Annotated in this window: 17 protein-coding genes and 1 pseudogene; 17 read left to right on the top strand and 1 reads right to left on the bottom strand. The window is 40.4% G+C overall.

Features of this window, described 5'->3' with window-relative positions; all coding sequences use genetic code 11:
- Positions 1 to 46: 46 nt before the first annotated feature.
- The 5 genes from HMPREF2853_RS06385 to HMPREF2853_RS06365 are packed head-to-tail and all read left to right on the top strand — an operon-like array spanning position 47 to position 5,576.
- Entirely contained in the window at positions 47 to 1,189 is a 1,143-nt protein-coding gene (locus tag HMPREF2853_RS06385) for a glucose-1-phosphate adenylyltransferase (protein WP_000787250.1), read from the top strand.
- Positions 1,179 to 2,318 carry a glucose-1-phosphate adenylyltransferase subunit GlgD gene (gene glgD, locus HMPREF2853_RS06380; protein WP_070535328.1) on the top strand — a complete coding sequence of 380 codons (1,140 nt, stop codon included), beginning with the start codon at positions 1,179 to 1,181 and terminating at the stop codon, positions 2,316 to 2,318. The genes HMPREF2853_RS06385 and glgD overlap by 11 nt, the downstream gene beginning before the upstream one ends.
- Positions 2,315 to 3,748, top strand: a complete 1,434-nt coding sequence (gene glgA, locus HMPREF2853_RS06375; protein ID WP_070535327.1) for a glycogen synthase GlgA — start codon at positions 2,315 to 2,317, stop codon at positions 3,746 to 3,748. The genes glgD and glgA overlap by 4 nt, the downstream gene beginning before the upstream one ends.
- A 58-nt stretch (positions 3,749 to 3,806) precedes the next feature.
- Entirely contained in the window at positions 3,807 to 4,451 is a 645-nt protein-coding gene (serB, locus tag HMPREF2853_RS06370; protein ID WP_070535325.1) for a phosphoserine phosphatase SerB, read from the top strand.
- A 9-nt stretch (positions 4,452 to 4,460) separates the two neighbouring features.
- Positions 4,461 to 5,576 carry a glycerate kinase gene (locus HMPREF2853_RS06365; protein ID WP_070535324.1) on the top strand — a complete coding sequence of 372 codons (1,116 nt, stop codon included), beginning with the start codon at positions 4,461 to 4,463 and terminating at the stop codon, positions 5,574 to 5,576.
- Here HMPREF2853_RS06365 and HMPREF2853_RS06360 read toward each other — a convergent pair.
- Positions 5,573 to 6,019 (bottom strand): DUF1694 domain-containing protein, encoded by a 447-nt coding sequence (locus HMPREF2853_RS06360; RefSeq protein ID WP_000131096.1) that lies wholly within the window; start codon positions 6,017 to 6,019, stop codon positions 5,573 to 5,575. The two genes, HMPREF2853_RS06365 and HMPREF2853_RS06360, sit on opposite strands and share 4 nt — an antisense overlap.
- Before the next feature lie 162 nt (positions 6,020 to 6,181).
- Here HMPREF2853_RS06360 and eno point away from each other — a divergent pair, with 162 nt between their 5' ends.
- The 12 genes and pseudogenes from eno to HMPREF2853_RS06300 all read left to right on the top strand — a co-directional run bounded on the left by eno (position 6,182) and on the right by HMPREF2853_RS06300 (position 15,808).
- Entirely contained in the window at positions 6,182 to 7,486 is a 1,305-nt protein-coding gene (gene eno / locus HMPREF2853_RS06355; RefSeq protein WP_000022821.1) for a surface-displayed alpha-enolase, read from the top strand.
- Positions 7,487 to 7,614: 128 nt separating this feature from the next.
- Positions 7,615 to 8,109, top strand: coding sequence for a YkgJ family cysteine cluster protein (locus tag HMPREF2853_RS06350; protein ID WP_000031464.1), 495 nt, complete (start codon positions 7,615 to 7,617; stop codon positions 8,107 to 8,109).
- Between the two features lie 202 nt (positions 8,110 to 8,311).
- Positions 8,312 to 9,148: an AraC family transcriptional regulator gene (locus HMPREF2853_RS06345; RefSeq protein WP_002880726.1), complete on the top strand. Its 837-nt coding sequence runs from the start codon at positions 8,312 to 8,314 to the stop codon at positions 9,146 to 9,148.
- Positions 9,149 to 9,331: 183 nt separating this feature from the next.
- The gene (locus HMPREF2853_RS06340) at positions 9,332 to 10,246 is read left to right on the top strand and encodes a peptidase (protein WP_070535322.1); all 915 of its coding nucleotides are present in this window, start codon (positions 9,332 to 9,334) and stop codon (positions 10,244 to 10,246) included.
- 125 nt (positions 10,247 to 10,371) lie between these two features.
- Positions 10,372 to 10,914, top strand: a pseudogene (locus HMPREF2853_RS06335) (ClbS/DfsB family four-helix bundle protein).
- A 283-nt stretch (positions 10,915 to 11,197) separates the two neighbouring features.
- A complete protein-coding gene (locus tag HMPREF2853_RS06330; protein WP_070535320.1) occupies positions 11,198 to 11,701 on the top strand; it encodes a hypothetical protein in 504 nt (167 codons plus the stop codon).
- Positions 11,702 to 11,787: 86 nt separating this feature from the next.
- Positions 11,788 to 12,204: an immunity 70 family protein gene (locus HMPREF2853_RS06325; RefSeq protein ID WP_000110625.1), complete on the top strand. Its 417-nt coding sequence runs from the start codon at positions 11,788 to 11,790 to the stop codon at positions 12,202 to 12,204.
- A 66-nt stretch (positions 12,205 to 12,270) separates the two neighbouring features.
- Entirely contained in the window at positions 12,271 to 12,963 is a 693-nt protein-coding gene (locus HMPREF2853_RS06320) for a pyrimidine 5'-nucleotidase PynA (protein ID WP_070535318.1), read from the top strand.
- A 23-nt stretch (positions 12,964 to 12,986) separates the two neighbouring features.
- Positions 12,987 to 13,280 (top strand): hypothetical protein, encoded by a 294-nt coding sequence (locus HMPREF2853_RS06315; RefSeq protein WP_070535317.1) that lies wholly within the window; start codon positions 12,987 to 12,989, stop codon positions 13,278 to 13,280.
- 119 nt (positions 13,281 to 13,399) lie between these two features.
- On the top strand, positions 13,400 to 14,053 hold the full coding sequence (locus HMPREF2853_RS06310; protein WP_070535314.1) for a uracil-DNA glycosylase: 654 nt from the start codon (positions 13,400 to 13,402) through the stop codon (positions 14,051 to 14,053).
- A gap of 9 nt (positions 14,054 to 14,062) precedes the next feature.
- Positions 14,063 to 14,527, top strand: coding sequence for an NUDIX hydrolase (locus HMPREF2853_RS06305; RefSeq protein WP_001135768.1), 465 nt, complete (start codon positions 14,063 to 14,065; stop codon positions 14,525 to 14,527).
- Positions 14,528 to 14,539: 12 nt separating this feature from the next.
- Positions 14,540 to 15,808: a dihydroorotase gene (locus HMPREF2853_RS06300; RefSeq protein WP_070535313.1), complete on the top strand. Its 1,269-nt coding sequence runs from the start codon at positions 14,540 to 14,542 to the stop codon at positions 15,806 to 15,808.
- Positions 15,809 to 15,814 lie beyond the last annotated feature (6 nt).

Raw genomic sequence — 15,814 nt, 5'->3', positions numbered from 1 at the left:
CTTCTTTCGATTTTAACGTTCACATGTCTTTATAAAGGAGTAGAAAATGAAGAATGAAATGCTAGCTTTGATCCTTGCGGGTGGGCAAGGAACACGTCTCGGAAAACTCACTCAAAGCATTGCCAAACCGGCAGTGCAATTCGGTGGGCGCTACCGTATCATTGACTTTGCTCTTTCCAACTGTGCAAACTCTGGAATCCATAATGTTGGCGTGATTACTCAGTACCAACCTCTTGCTTTGAATAACCATATCGGAAACGGCTCTAGCTGGGGATTGGATGGTATCAATTCAGGCGTCTCTATTTTACAACCTTATTCAGCAAGCGAAGGAAACCGTTGGTTTGAAGGGACTAGTCACGCTATCTACCAAAACATTGACTACATCGACAGTGTTAATCCTGAGTATGTTTTGATTCTTTCTGGTGACCACATCTACAAGATGGACTACGATGATATGCTTCAGTCCCATAAGGATAACAATGCCAGTTTGACAGTAGCTGTCCTAGACGTACCTCTCAAAGAAGCTAGCCGTTTTGGTATCATGAATACAGATGCCAATAACCGTATCGTTGAATTCGAAGAAAAACCTGCGCAACCTAAGTCTACAAAGGCTTCTATGGGGATTTACATTTTTGACTGGAAACGGCTTCGCAATATGCTTGTTGCTGCTGAAAAGAGCAATGTGGATATGTCAGACTTTGGGAAGAACGTTATCCCTAACTATCTCGAGTCTGGTGAAAGTGTCTATGCTTATGAATTTAATGGCTACTGGAAAGACGTTGGTACAATTGAGTCACTTTGGGAAGCCAATATGGAGTACATTTCGCCAGAAAATGCCTTGGATAGTCGCAATCGTCAGTGGAAAATTTACTCAAGAAACTTAATCTCACCACCCAACTACTTTGGAGCACATGCACACGTTGAAGATTCATTGGTCGTGGATGGCTGTTTTGTAGATGGAACGGTTAAACGTTCGATTCTATCAACAGAAGCACAAGTACGTGAAGGTGCTGAGGTCGTTGATTCTGTCATCATGAGTGGAGCTATTATTGGCCATGGCGCAAAGATTACTCGTGCTATTATTGGTGAGGGTGCCATTATTGCAGACGGCGTAGAGATTGACGGAACGGACGAAGTACAAGTAGTAGGATACAATGAAGTAGTGGGGGTAGCAACAGATGAAGATTGATAAATATTCAGCCATTTTAGGAAACACAGTTGGTTTTCATGACATGTCAACATTAACAGAACACCGTCCGGTAGCTAGCTTGCCTTTCGGTGGGAAATACCGTTTGATTGACTTCCCTCTTTCCAGCCTTGCAAATGCAGGTGTTCGTAGTATCTTTGGTATTTTCCAACAAGACAATATCAGCTCAGTATTCGACCATATCCGTTCAGGTCGTGAGTGGGGCTTGTCAACTCTTCTAAGTCACTACTATCTAGGAATTTACAATACTCGTGTTGAAAGCAGTACAGTTGGAAAAGAGTATTACCAACAGCTTCTTACCTACTTGAGACGTTCAGGTTCAAACCAAACCGTTTCGATTAACTGCGATGTGCTGGTGAATATTGACTTGAATCAAGTCTTCCACCTACACAATACAACAAAAGGTCCGATTACAGTTGTATATAAGAAACTTCCAAAGAAAGACATTTCAGATGTGAATGCTATTTTGGAAATCGATGAAACTGACCATGTTCGTTCGCACAAACTCTTTGATAATAAATCTACAGATGAACTCTTCAATATGTCTACAGATATCTTTGTTGTGGATACTCCTTGGTTGATTGAACGACTTGAAGAAGAGGCTCAGAAAGAATATCCTGAAAAGTTGCGTTATGTTCTCCGCGATTTAGCTGCAAAAGAAGGAGCTTTTGCTTACGAATACACAGGCTACTTAGCGAACATTCATTCTGTTCAGTCCTATTATCAAGCAAACATTGATATGCTTGAATCTAAAAAATTCTACTCTCTTTTCTCACCAAATCAAAAAATTTATACCAAAGTTAAGAATGAAGAACCAACCTACTATGCGAATACTTCAAAAGTAAGTAATTCTCAGTTTGCTTCTGGTAGTATCATTGAGGGTGAAGTAGTTCAGTCAGTTCTATCTCGTAACATTTATGTTCACAAAGATAGTGTGGTGAAAGACAGCATTTTATTCCCTCGAGTTGTGATCGGTCAGGGTGCCCAAGTTGAATATGCCATCCTAGACAAAGGAGTTGAAGTTGCGGACGGTGTTGTCATTCGAGGAACAGCAGAACATCCAGTTGTAGTGAAGAAGGGTGAAACAGTAACAGAGGACATTTATTCATGAAAATTTTATTTGTAGCGGCAGAAGGGGCACCCTTTTCAAAAACAGGTGGTTTGGGCGATGTCATTGGCGCACTTCCAAAATCACTTGTAAAAGCGGGGCACGAAGTTGCAGTTTTCTTGCCTTACTATGATATGGTAGAAGCTAAGTTTGGGAACCAGATAGAGGATGTTCTCCACTTTGAAGTTAGTGTAGGATGGCGTAGACAGTACTGTGGTATTAAAAAAAATGTCTTGAATGGGGTTACCTTCTACTTCATTGATAATCAATATTATTTCTTCCGCGGTCATGTTTACGGGGATTTTGACGATGGTGAACGCTTTGCCTTCTTCCAACTGGCTGCTCTTGAAGCCATGGAACGCATTGACTTTATCCCTGATCTTCTCCATGTCCATGATTACCATACAGCCATGATTCCCTTCTTGTTAAAAGAAAAGTACCATTGGATTCAAGTCTATCAAGGAATCAGAACAGTTTTAACCATTCACAATTTGGAATTTCAAGGTCAATTTTCCGGAGGAATGTTGTGGGATTTATTTGGAGTTGGGTTTGAACGCTATGCTGATGGCACCCTTCGCTGGAATGATTGCCTCAACTGGATGAAGGCTGGTATCCTATACGCGGATCGTGTCACAACCGTTTCTCCTAGCTATGCGCACGAGATTATGACCAGTCAGTTTGGTTGCGGTTTGGACCAGATTCTTCGCATGGAGTCAGGTAAGGTTTCAGGTATTGTCAATGGTATTGACGCAGATCTTTATAATCCTCAAACAGACCCACTTTTAGATTATCATTTTAATAAAGAAGATTTGTCTGGAAAAGCTCAAAACAAAGCAAAATTACAAGAGAGAGTTGGGTTGCCTGTGCGAGCAGATGTTCCGCTAGTTGGGATTGTCTCTCGATTGACGCGCCAAAAAGGTTTTGATGTTGTTGTAGAAAGCTTGCATCGTTTCTTACAGGAGGACGTTCAAATAGTCCTTTTAGGAACAGGTGACCCAGCTTTTGAACATTCCTTCTCCTGGTTTGCGCAAGTCTATCCAGACAAACTATCAGCAAATATCACTTTTGACGTCAAGCTCGCTCAAGAAATCTACGCAGCTTGTGATCTCTTCCTCATGCCAAGTCGTTTTGAACCATGTGGCTTGTCTCAAATGATGGCGATGCGCTATGGAACTCTACCATTGGTTCATGAAGTGGGTGGCTTGCGTGATACGGTTCAATCCTTCAATCCAATCGAAGGAACTGGAACTGGATTTAGCTTTGATAATTTAACACCATACTGGCTTAACTGGAGTTTCCAAACAGCCTTGGATGTTTATAAGTACCAGCCGGAAGTTTGGAGAAATCTACAAAAACAAGCTATGGAATGCGATTTCTCATGGGATACAGCTTGTAAGTCTTATCTTGACTTGTACCATAGTTTAGTCAACTAATAGATAAAATCGTATGATTCTTTCATACGATTTTTGGGCTGTTTAGAAAGGAAAGTTTATGTCTCAAGTAAAAGGCTTGTGTGTCATGGACGTTGACGGCACCCTGATAGCAGAAGAAGTGATTGATCTTTTAGGAAAAGAAGCAGGTTGCGAAGAAGAAATATCGCAGATTACAAGCCAGGCAATGCGAGGTGAACTGGACTTTGAAACAAGTTTACGAGCGAGGGTAGCTTTGTTAAAAGGCTTTCCGGTTTCGGTCTTTGATACTGTCTTCAAATCCATTCATCTGTCCAAGAATGCTCAAGAATTTATCTCCATACTTCAAAAGAAGGGCATTCTAGTCGGTCTAGTGTCTGGTGGCTTTACACCAATAGTTGAAAGATTAGCAAAATCCCTTGGTATTTCCTATTTCTCCGCCAACCAGTTGGAAGTCAAAGACGGTTTTTTAACAGGAAAATTAGTTGGTGAAATTGTGACAGGTCAAGTAAAACAAGTTACTCTTGAGAAATGGAGAAAGGAATTTGGATTATCCAAAGAAAGAACTATTGCCATCGGTGATGGTGCCAATGACCTCTTGATGTTAAAGTCAGCAGGATGTAGTATTGCATTTTGTGCCAAAGAAGTCGTAAAATCCGAGATAGCTTGTCATGTAGATACGAGGGAGCTTTTAGAAGTTCTACCTTTGATTGATTTCTTAGAATGAGAGGGAACTATGAAAATTGTAATTGCACCCGATTCTTTTAAAGAAAGTTTGACGGCAGAAGAGGTTGCTCAAGCTATAAAAAGAGGATTCCAAAAATCGATAGCAGATGTAGAATGTCTGCTTTGCCCTGTAGGTGATGGTGGGGAAGGAACTGTAGACGCTATCCGACATTCTCTTGAACTCGAAGAAAAATGGCAAGAGGTTACGGGGCCTTTTGGGCTAAAAGAATCCATGCGCTACTTTCACAAAGATCAAATAGCGCTCTTCGAAGTTGCTGACTTGGTTGGTCTTGGGAAGATTCCGCGGGAGAAACGAAATCCCCTTCACATCCAAACCAAAGGTATCGGAGAGTTGATTCGTCATCTCGTTGATCAAGGGATGAAAGATATCTATGTCGGCGTTGGTGGTACGGCTAGTAATGACGGTGGGATAGGCATTGCTGCTGGTTTAGGTTATCGTTTTTATGATAAGAATGGAAAAGAATTGCCAGCTTGCGGTCAGACTTTGCTTGAATTCGAGTTAGTTTCAGACAGCGAGTTGTATAGGATACCTGAAGATGTGAAAATCCGCATTTTAGCAGATGTCGTGAGCCCTCTATGTGGTCTTCAAGGAGCGACCTATACATTTGGAAAACAAAAGGGCTTGGATCCTGCTTTGTTTGAGACAGTAGATTTGGCTATACAGCGGTTCTATGAAAAATTTTCACCATCAACCCTCTCTCTTAAAGGAGCAGGAGCCGGCGGTGGGATTGCGGCTGGGCTCTGTGCCTTTGCTGAGGCCACTATCGTATCTGGGATTGACACTTGCTTAGATTTGATTGATTTTGATAAGAAAGTTGCAGGGGCAGACTTGGTTATCGTTGGAGAAGGCAGACTGGACAGTCAAAGCTTTGTTGGAAAAGCTCCTATGGGAGTAGCAAAAAGAACCCCTAACGGAGTTCCTGTTATTGCTATTTGTGGTAGTCTTTCCGAGGATTTACCTTCCCTACCATTCGAAAATATACAAGCTGTCTTTTCTATTTTAGAGAAAAGTGAACCTTTGGAAGATAGTTTGAAAAATGCAAGTCTCTATTTGGAGCACACAGCTACTAATATTGGCCGTTTATTAAACATGAGAAATCATTAACCAAACCATTTTTTCCAGATGGATTTTTTAGGTGGCTCAGCCTTTTTCTCCTCCCAAAGACTTGAAAATGCAAGTCTAAGGTCCTTTTCTTCTACTTGAACAGGTTCATTTGTATGAATGACAAGACCGAAAGGAGAGGTGATATGATCATCTGAAACAATAGTCGCCTGACAGTTGCTTTCCTTTGCTTGCTTTAAGTAAAAGACCTGTTTGTCAAACTCGATATTTGGTGAAATCTTCACAAAAAGTGCCTCTACCTTTTCTTGAAAACCCTCTAAAATAGAGAAAAATCCATGTTCTAATTCAGGACTATTGGCAGTACTGATATCCGCGTAGCCAAGAACTCTTTCCTCGAAAGTGCCGAGATAGCGGCGTTGTTCGTCAGGGTTTAATTTCGGCCCACCATGAGCTTTTTCTAGTAGTTGTTTTGATAAATCTGTCATAAAAACAGTATATCACAAAAATCGCAAGAAAACAGATAAAAGAAAGCGATTACTTTATAAAGTTAAGGAAAATTTGCACAAAGATAACGTTTTTTCTTGAAAAACGCTTATTTTTAAGGTATCATAGAGGTGTAAAAAATTTAACTCAAAGGAGAGTAAAAAATGTCAATTATTACTGATGTTTACGCTCGCGAAGTCCTAGACTCACGCGGTAACCCAACACTTGAAGTAGAAGTTTATACTGAATCAGGTGCTTTCGGACGTGGTATGGTTCCATCAGGAGCTTCTACTGGTGAACACGAAGCAGTTGAACTTCGCGACGGTGACAAATCTCGTTACGGTGGTCTTGGTACACAAAAAGCTGTTGACAACGTAAACAACATCATTGCTGAAGCAATCATCGGCTACGATGTACGTGACCAACAAGCTATCGACCGTGCTATGATCGCACTTGACGGTACTCCTAACAAAGGTAAATTGGGTGCAAACGCAATTCTTGGTGTGTCTATCGCTGTAGCTCGTGCTGCTGCTGACTACCTTGAAATCCCACTTTACAGCTACCTTGGTGGATTCAACACTAAAGTTCTTCCAACTCCAATGATGAACATCATCAACGGTGGTTCTCACTCTGACGCTCCAATCGCTTTCCAAGAATTCATGATCGTACCTGCTGGTGCACCATCATTCAAAGAAGCTCTTCGTTGGGGTGCTGAAATCTTCCACGCTCTTAAGAAAATCCTTAAATCTCGTGGTCTTGAAACAGCCGTAGGTGACGAAGGTGGATTCGCTCCTCGTTTCGAAGGAACTGAAGACGGTGTTGAAACTATCCTTGCTGCGATCGAAGCTGCTGGATATGTTCCTGGTAAAGACGTATTTATCGGATTTGACTGTGCTTCATCAGAATTCTACGATAAAGAACGTAAAGTTTACGACTACACTAAATTCGAAGGTGAAGGCGCTGCTGTACGTACTGCTGCAGAACAAATCGACTACCTTGAAGAATTGGTAAACAAATACCCAATCATCACTATCGAAGATGGTATGGACGAAAACGACTGGGACGGTTGGAAAGCTCTTACTGAACGTCTTGGTGGTAAAGTTCAATTGGTTGGTGACGACTTCTTCGTAACAAACACTTCTTACCTTGAAAAAGGTATTGCAGAAGGTGCTGCTAACTCAATCCTTATTAAAGTTAACCAAATCGGTACACTTACTGAAACATTCGATGCTATCGAAATGGCGAAAGAAGCTGGTTACACTGCAGTTGTATCACACCGTTCAGGTGAAACTGAAGATTCAACAATTGCTGACATCGCAGTTGCAACAAACGCAGGACAAATCAAGACTGGTTCACTTTCACGTACAGACCGTATCGCTAAATACAACCAATTGCTTCGCATCGAAGACCAACTTGGTGAAGTAGCTGAATACCGTGGATTGAAATCATTCTACAACCTTAAAAAATAATCTAGTTCAGTGAACAAGGTTTGAAGCCCCTCGGATTTTTTCCGAAGGGCTTTTTTCTGTTCAAGGGGATAAGAAAGGGGCAGAGTTTATGGTATAATAGACAAAAACACTTGTATTAGGAAGAAATTATGTCTAAAGAGATTGATATTGAGTATTACCATCAGCTAGCCTTGCAAAAGCAGAAGGACCACCGCAAAGTGTTAGCTAATCTAAAGAAAAAACCTCCTAAAAACTTAGATAAGATTGCGCAGCAGATTCACCAAGAAGTCTTTGCTGAGATTGATTGCACTGCCTGTGCCAACTGTTGCAAGACTTTGGGGCCCGACTTTAAAGAAGCAGATATCACCCGTATCGCTAAGTACTTTAAGATGAAATTACCGGCTTTTGAAGCGGAATTCCTTCAGGTGGATGAAGATGGGGATAAAGTTTTCAAATCCATGCCTTGCCCCTTTCTAGGAGGAGACAATCTCTGCTGCATCTATGATGTTCGTCCCAAGGCCTGTCGTGAATTCCCCCATACAGATCGGAAAAAGATCCATCAAATTAATCATTTGACGATTAAGAATACCTTGACCTGCCCTGCAGCCTATCTCTTTGTTGAGAAATTAAAAGATAAGTTATAGAATTTACACCTTTAAATCTTGTACAAAGATTCTAGGGTGGAAGTATCCTGTATTTGTTAGAATATAGATAGAATTGAACACGGACTAAAAGCTATGCGAAAAAGAAAAAATTACCTAGAATCAGAAGAACCAGCGATAATTTTCCCATTTTCACTTTGCTTTTAATGACCTTTGTATCTTATGGAGGTAAGAAAAGAAGAATATGATGCATCAATTCAATCAAACCATGGATTATTTGGAGCAGCAACTGACTGGAGAAGTGGATATGAAAAGATTTCAGCAGCTATCGGGCTATTCTTACTCTCTCTTTAGCAGGCTATTTTCTATCCTGGCAGATATGACATTAGCAGAATACTTGCGCAATCGCAGGTTGTCAGAGGCTGTGATGGACTTGCGGGAAAGCACTGAGAAAGTCATTAACATAGCAATGAAATACGGCTATGAGTCTGCTGACGCCTTCAGCACAGCCTTCAAGAAATTCCATGGTGCAACTCCCTCAGAAGTTCGAAAAGGAAAACCTTATCGGATCTTTCCTAGACTTCAATTATCCTTAAAAATCACAGGAGGAAAGAACATGGATATCAAGATTCAAAAGAAACCTGCTTTTACCGTGGCAGGCGTCCTATTGGAAGCTATTGACAATAGCAAATGCCCGTCTGCTTGGGAGCATCTCTATGCCCATCACAGCTTTGAAAGCCTAGAGAGTCTAGGCAGTGGCCAATCTTTTGGCGTCTGCTCGGATGTCAAAGAAGGCGAAATCATCAACTATATGGCTGCTTATGATGTGACGGATAAAACTAAAGCAGAAGAACTAGGTCTGTCCATCAAAGATATCCCAGCCGCTGAATATGCTATCGTACCAGTCAAAGGCCCTATACCTGCTAGCATTCACAATGCTTGGAAATATGTCTTAGAGGTCTTTTTTCCAGAAACTGGCTATCGCCACTCAGGAGCCCCAGACTTTGAAGTTTATTTCAAAGGAGATATGTCGTCCTCAGACTACCAAATGGAACTCTGGATACCAGTCATCAGGGACTAGATCATTTTCTGATTTTTTATAAAGATGCAAATCAAACTCTGTAGAAGATAGCTTTTACAGAGTTTTTAATTGTTGACATTCATGTCTGTAAACAAACAAACCATATTTTATGTTTGGATTTTATGGGGCATGAGAATAGTTTTCTCAGTATAATAGTCCCATAGAAGATAAGGAGGCAGGAATATGCAGATGTATTTTGGAGATGTGTCACTTTGCTATAGTTATTCATTGGCAATGGCACTAGATGCCTATGGTTATGACTTAAAAACAGACTTTTTAGAGGCAATCATGGTGATGGGCAATGGCGCTAGTATCGTAAAGGAAGATGAGCAGCACCCTCTAGTATTTTTTGATAATGGAATGCCAGATCTTTCCATTTCTCATTCCTTAAAAATACTTGGTTTTGACTTTGAGGACTTCTATCTAAAAGATGAAGCAGAAGTTGATTTGGAAGAGGTTAAAAGAAAGTTGGAAACATTTCTGTCAAATGGACCTGTCGTTCTGGGACCTCTTGATATGGGCCATCTGACTTACAATCCCAATCACACAATCCTTTATGGTGTGGATCACTTCGTAACCGTGTATGGCATTGATCATCAGCACCTCTATTTGCATGATCCAGCTGGTTTTGCCTGTATGAAGGTTGCTTTTAATGACATACTAGAAGCATGGAAGGCAGAGGCTATTGACTATAAGCGTGGAGCTTACTCCATGTGGGGAAATTTTAAGAAGGTCAAGAGTCCTAGTCAGACTGAAATCTATCAGGAAACAGCAAGGATTATGAAGAACCGATATCTGAATGATCAAAACGATGTTTTGGAATATTATGCAAAAGCAGTTGCTGAAAATGGCTTAAATACGGAGCAAAAACAATTGCATCAGTACTTCAGCTTCAAACTTGCTGCTGTTCGAAATCTCTATCTCAGTAAGTTCTTAAAAGACCATAATACAGAAGGGGCAAGATTAAAAGAAGGATTGGCTACTCTATTTAGCCAAGCCCACCTTTCATGTTTAAAAGAAGACTACCAAGAACTATCCCGCTTGCTCTGTCAGATAGCAGAAGTAGATGGTCTCTTTAAAGATTTATATGTAAAGTAGTGACAATAAGCAAAAAAAATAGTTCGTAAAAGCGGTTTTTCGTAAAATGAAGAACTGCTTTTTGATTATGGTATAATGAAGTAAGAAAACACCTTAACCTACTAGAAAATGAAGGGAGAACTCCTATGCCTAGACCAAGAACAAAAGAGGAGTTGGTGCTAGCCTCTAAGGAAAACTATGAAAAGCTCAATCACTTTATATCTAAATTAAGTGAAGAGGAGCTACAGACTCCTTTTGATTTTTCAAAAGACCAAAAGAAAAAAGAAGCTCACTGGAATAGAGATAAAAATCTACGGGATGTCCTGATCCATCTCTATGAATGGCAGCAGTTACTTTTGAATTGGGTAGATTCTAATCAAAAGGGTCATTAAAGACCTTTTCTCCCCGAACCTTATAATTGGAAAACTTATGGAGAAATGAATGTCGCTTTTTGGAAGAAGCACCAGAGAACTTCCTTAGAAGAAGTGATCAAACTCCTCAATCAATCGCATAAAGAGGTTTTAGAGTTGATGGAAGGCTTCAGCAATGACCAACTCTTTACCAAAGGTATCTATAAGTGGACAGGAGGAACAAGTCTAGGTTCCTACTTTGTGAGTGCCACTTCCAGTCACTATGATTGGGCTCTGAAAAAACTCAAAGCTCATCAGAAAAATTGTAAGAATAACTAGTTGAAGTGCTATAAAATTCACCAAAGGTTCTTCTAAGTTTAGAATAGCTTGGTGCTCGTAATTTTAGAGCTATTCTAGCTTTAGAATCATTCAAAAATTAAAATTTAAAGCTGTCATAGACTTAGAATAGCCCTAAAACATTTATATCAATGCAATTTTAAGTTTAGAATTACACTGATATTAAAGGGATCGATCTATTCGATGCTTAGAATAGCTTGATTCTGAGAAATGTTGACTAAAAAATGATTCGAATGGCTATTTTCTGATATAGGATGATAGATAGATGGGGGAAATGATGAACATACAAAAAGAGAAAGTTAGAAAAGAGTTGGTGTCCCTCTGTTTGGGAGAGTTCACAGCCGTCCTATCTATTTGGTTTTGTTTTTTCCTTTTGAAAAATAGGCTTGGTGATTTGAATGGTTTGATCTCTATTCTTTATCCTTTGTCTTTACTGACATTTATATTGCTTCAAGGCTCGACCTATTGGGCAATTTTGATTGGAAGACTGTCAAATCACCAGTTCGGAAATGGAAATATTCCAAAAATATATGGTGTTCTCAGAATACTAGACCTTATTTTACTTATTTCAGGCTTTCCTTTTATTGTCTGGTACACACAGAGTGTTCGAGTGGCTATTATAGCCACACTAATACAGCTTTTTGCCCATATCGAATGGATTAATTATTTCCTCGTACGCCTATCTTATAGTTTGAATCTACTTGTTTTATGGAAACGAATTGTTAAGGGAAAACTTGAAAAAAGCAGAATAGCCAAGGAGTTGGGGTAGGGGTGAATGAATGTATGTTTTAGATACTATCAATATAAAACTTTAGTTGACGTTAAATAATATTAAAAATGAATAGGAGAATATCCATGTCTGTAGGGTTAATGGTTGGTTATAATTGGTGGACTATAGGAGAAGGGAGTCTTTTTAATTCATTCTTTTCGACTATTTATGTTCGCTTAGAGAATAATGAGTGGGGAAGTAGATACCCAGTAATAATGAATAAGCTTTACTGGGGAGATGTTCCTTTTGAATCTGTTGAAAGAGGAATAGCTGAGTTGGTATCTATCCAAGAGGAGTTGAAAAAATTTCTCCCTCAGGATGTTATATGGGATTTTGAAGATTTGTCACTCACTCCTCCTTGGGGAAATAATATCGCAGAGCATATAACAAATTTATCGCATTATTTCATAACGAGTTCCGGAAAAGATTTATTCGAAGTTTTGCTGACTAGTTTTAGATTTGCACTTGAGCACGGTCAAAATGTGAGTGTAAAAAGTATTTGAAACTCAATAAATCAAAGGTTCATTTATGCTATAATGTTCTTAATGAATTTTCAGAAAGGAAACTCAATGCCCTACAAATTTCTACTCTTCGATCTTGACCATACTCTTCTTGATTTTGATGCTGCTGAGGATGTGGCTTTGACGCAACTTCTAAAGGAAGAAGGAGTTGCGGACATTCAAGCCTATAAAGACTATTACGTTCCTATGAACAAGGCTCTCTGGAAGGACTTGGAGCAAAAGAAAATCAGTAAACAAGAACTGGTTAACACGCGCTTTTCTCGTTTATTTGCTCATTTTGGAATGAAGAAAGACGGTAGGTTACTTGCTCAGCGATACCAATTTTATCTCGCCAAGCAGGGACAAACTATTTCCGGGGCTCATGAACTTTTGGACAGTCTCATTGAGCGTGATTATGAACTGTACGCTGCGACAAATGGCATCACTGCCATTCAAACGGGACGTTTGGCTCAATCAGGTCTGGCTCCTTATTTCAACCAAGTCTTTATCTCTGAGCAGTTGCAAACGCAAAAGCCTGATGCACTATTCTATGAAAAAATCGGTCAGCAGATTGCAGGATTTGATAAAGAAAAAGTCCTGATGATTGGAGATTCCCTAACAGCAGATATTCAAGGTGGCAATAATGCTGGCATAGATACTATCTGGTACAACCCTCATCACCTTGAAAATCACACACAAGCCCAGCCAACTTATGAAGTCCATTCTTACCAAGACTTGCTGGATTGTTTGGATGCTATGTAGTGCTTTTCCTAAGAGAGGATGATATGGAAACTAAAGTCATTGAAGAGATTGGCAACTTACTAAATCTCATCGAGCAGTATCAGTTAAAAGGTGTTGTTGCTCAAGTAAATTCGTTAAAAAAGTTAAAGTATATCATAAGCAATCATATAGAGTTAAGTACTCGAGAGAAGATGAATATCCACTATTCACTCTTTCTTCCTAGGGGTGGCTTATCTGAACTCTACTATATGGACGCTAATCTTGAACGGATGAAGTCTGTAAATAATCAACTTTCCTATGCTATTGATATGATTGAAAAGTTTTTAATGGCTGATTGATACTGTGAATACTAATGTCAAATAATAGGGTCAATAACAGTATATATAAGAACTGTAAAAAGTGGTTTAGATAGCCACTTTTTGCTATAATAGAGGCAGTAAAAATGAAGGAGTTGGCGATGCAACACTCATCATGGCATGCTTTGATTAAGGAGCAATTACCTGAAGGTTATTTTGGGAAAATCAATCAATTTATGGAACAGGTCTATGCTCAGGGAACTGTTTATCCACCTAAGGAAAAAGTTTTTCAGGCTCTCTTGACTACACCGCTTGAAGAGGTTAAGGTGGTGATTCTGGGGCAGGATCCTTATCATGGACCTGGTCAGGCGCAGGGCTTGAGTTTTTCGGTTCCAGATGCTATTCCAGCTCCGCCATCCTTGCAAAATATCTTGAAAGAATTAGCAGATGATGTTGGAGTTAAGGAATCCCATGATTTGACAGCTTGGGCTGAGCAAGGAGTCTTACTTCTCAATGCTTGCTTGACAGTTCCTGCTGGGCAAGCCAATGGTCATGCTGGGCAGATATGGGAGCCTTTTACAGATGCTGTGATTCGGGTTGTCAATAATCTAGACAGGCCTGTAGTTTTTGTACTCTGGGGAGCCTATGCACGTAAGAAGAAGGCTTTGATTACAAATCCTCACCACTTGATTATCGAATCAGCTCACCCAAGTCCTTTATCGGTTTATAGAGGATTTTGGAGCTCCAAGCCTTTTTCCAAGGCTAATGCATTTTTAAAAGAGACAGGACAAGAGCCAATCGATTGGCTTAGATAAGGAGAGAATATGCCTCAGTTAGCAACGATTTGCTACATTGATAACGGAAAAGAACTGCTCATGCTCCATCGCAATAAGAAGCCCAACGATGTCCACGAAGGCAAATGGATTGGTGTGGGTGGAAAGCTAGAGCGAGGGGAGACACCTCAGGAGTGCGCAGCGCGTGAAATCCTCGAAGAAACAGGGCTCAAAGCCAAGCCGGTTCTAAAAGGTGTTATCACTTTTCCAGAATTCACACCAGATTTAGACTGGTACACCTATGTTTTTAAGGTGACGGAGTTTGAGGGTGACTTGATTGACTGCAATGAGGGGACGTTGGAATGGGTTCCCTATGATGAAGTTTTGAGCAAGCCAACTTGGGAGGGTGATCACACTTTTGTTGAGTGGCTTTTAGAAGATAAACCCTTCTTTTCAGCCAAGTTTGTTTATGATGGGGATAAATTATTGGATACCCAAGTTGATTTCTATGAATAAAGGAGAAAGCAGATGCTACTTATCAAAAATGGTCGTGTAATGGATCCCAAGTCTGGTTTGGATCAAGTGTGTGATGTTTTAGTGCAAGACGGGAAAATTGTCAAAATAGCTGCCGAAATCAAGGAAGAAGGAGCAGAGCTAATTGATGCTACGGGACTTGTTGTTGCGCCTGGACTAGTCGATATCCATGTTCATTTCCGTGAACCTGGTCAAACCCACAAGGAGGACATCCATACTGGGGCCCTAGCAGCCGCTGCAGGTGGCTTTACAACGGTTGTCATGATGGCTAATACTAGTCCAACCATTTCGGATGTAGAGACTCTTCAAGAAGTTCTCCAGTCAGCTGCCAAGGAAAAGATTAATGTCAAGACAGTTGCGACCATTACTAAGAACTTTAATGGCCAAGACTTGACAGACTTTAAGGCACTCTTAGAAGCAGGTGCCGTTGGTTTTTCTGATGACGGTATTCCACTTGAAAGTAGTAAAGTTGTCAAAGAAGCCATGGAAGAAGCCAAAAAACTCAATACCTTTATCAGCCTTCATGAGGAAGATCCAGGTTTGAATGGGATTCTTGGATTTAACGAAAACATCGCTAAGGAACATTTTCATATCTGTGGAGCGACTGGGGTGGCTGAGTACGCTATGATTGCGCGTGATGTTATGATTGCCTATGCAACAAAGGCCCATGTTCACATCCAGCATTTGTCTAAGGAAGAAAGTGTCAAGGTAGTGGAATTCGCTCAAGGTTTGGGAGCGCAAGTCACAGCAGAAGTAGCGCCACAGCATTTCTCTAAGACGGAAGCTCTCCTTTTAACTCAAGGAAGCAATGCCAAAATGAATCCTCCACTTCGTTTGGAGTCAGACCGTCGTGCCGTTATCGAAGGTCTCAAGTCAGGTGTTATCACAGTTATCGCAACGGACCACGCTCCTCACCATGCAGATGAGAAAAATGTAGAAGATATCACCAAAGCACCATCTGGTATGACCGGTTTGGAAACCTCTCTTTCTCTTGGTTTAACTTATTTGGTGGAAGCTGGTGAGTTGAGCTTGATGGAATTGCTAGAAAAAATGACTGTTAATCCAGCCAAGCTTTACAACTTTGAAGCAGGTTATTTGGCTGAGAATGGTCCAGCGGACATCACTATCTTTGATGCCAAGGCTGATCGTACTGTTGGTCCAAACTTTGCTTCAAAAGCAGCTAATTCTCCATTTATCGGTGAAACTTTAAAAGGGCAGGTTAAATATACCATCTGCAAGGGACAAATCGTCTACAAAAAATAGATGGGA

Source organism: Streptococcus sp. HMSC077F03, assembly GCF_001812375.1.
GTDB lineage: Bacteria > Bacillota > Bacilli > Lactobacillales > Streptococcaceae > Streptococcus > Streptococcus oralis_S.
The sequence above is the reverse complement of the archived record's forward strand: the minus strand, read 5'-3'. Positions and strand labels throughout refer to the sequence as shown.

Coding starts and splice junctions, on each gene's coding strand:
- HMPREF2853_RS06385 (WP_000787250.1), top strand. CDS start 47: ATGAAGAATGAAATGCTAGCTTTGATCCTTGCGGGTGGGCAAGGAACA.
- glgD (WP_070535328.1), top strand. CDS start 1,179: ATGAAGATTGATAAATATTCAGCCATTTTAGGAAACACAGTTGGTTTT.
- glgA (WP_070535327.1), top strand. CDS start 2,315: ATGAAAATTTTATTTGTAGCGGCAGAAGGGGCACCCTTTTCAAAAACA.
- serB (WP_070535325.1), top strand. CDS start 3,807: ATGTCTCAAGTAAAAGGCTTGTGTGTCATGGACGTTGACGGCACCCTG.
- HMPREF2853_RS06365 (WP_070535324.1), top strand. CDS start 4,461: ATGAAAATTGTAATTGCACCCGATTCTTTTAAAGAAAGTTTGACGGCA.
- HMPREF2853_RS06360 (WP_000131096.1), bottom strand. CDS start 6,019: ATGACAGATTTATCAAAACAACTACTAGAAAAAGCTCATGGTGGGCCG.
- eno (WP_000022821.1), top strand. CDS start 6,182: ATGTCAATTATTACTGATGTTTACGCTCGCGAAGTCCTAGACTCACGC.
- HMPREF2853_RS06350 (WP_000031464.1), top strand. CDS start 7,615: ATGTCTAAAGAGATTGATATTGAGTATTACCATCAGCTAGCCTTGCAA.
- HMPREF2853_RS06345 (WP_002880726.1), top strand. CDS start 8,312: ATGATGCATCAATTCAATCAAACCATGGATTATTTGGAGCAGCAACTG.
- HMPREF2853_RS06340 (WP_070535322.1), top strand. CDS start 9,332: ATGCAGATGTATTTTGGAGATGTGTCACTTTGCTATAGTTATTCATTG.
- HMPREF2853_RS06330 (WP_070535320.1), top strand. CDS start 11,198: ATGGGGGAAATGATGAACATACAAAAAGAGAAAGTTAGAAAAGAGTTG.
- HMPREF2853_RS06325 (WP_000110625.1), top strand. CDS start 11,788: ATGTCTGTAGGGTTAATGGTTGGTTATAATTGGTGGACTATAGGAGAA.
- HMPREF2853_RS06320 (WP_070535318.1), top strand. CDS start 12,271: ATGCCCTACAAATTTCTACTCTTCGATCTTGACCATACTCTTCTTGAT.
- HMPREF2853_RS06315 (WP_070535317.1), top strand. CDS start 12,987: ATGGAAACTAAAGTCATTGAAGAGATTGGCAACTTACTAAATCTCATC.
- HMPREF2853_RS06310 (WP_070535314.1), top strand. CDS start 13,400: ATGCAACACTCATCATGGCATGCTTTGATTAAGGAGCAATTACCTGAA.
- HMPREF2853_RS06305 (WP_001135768.1), top strand. CDS start 14,063: ATGCCTCAGTTAGCAACGATTTGCTACATTGATAACGGAAAAGAACTG.
- HMPREF2853_RS06300 (WP_070535313.1), top strand. CDS start 14,540: ATGCTACTTATCAAAAATGGTCGTGTAATGGATCCCAAGTCTGGTTTG.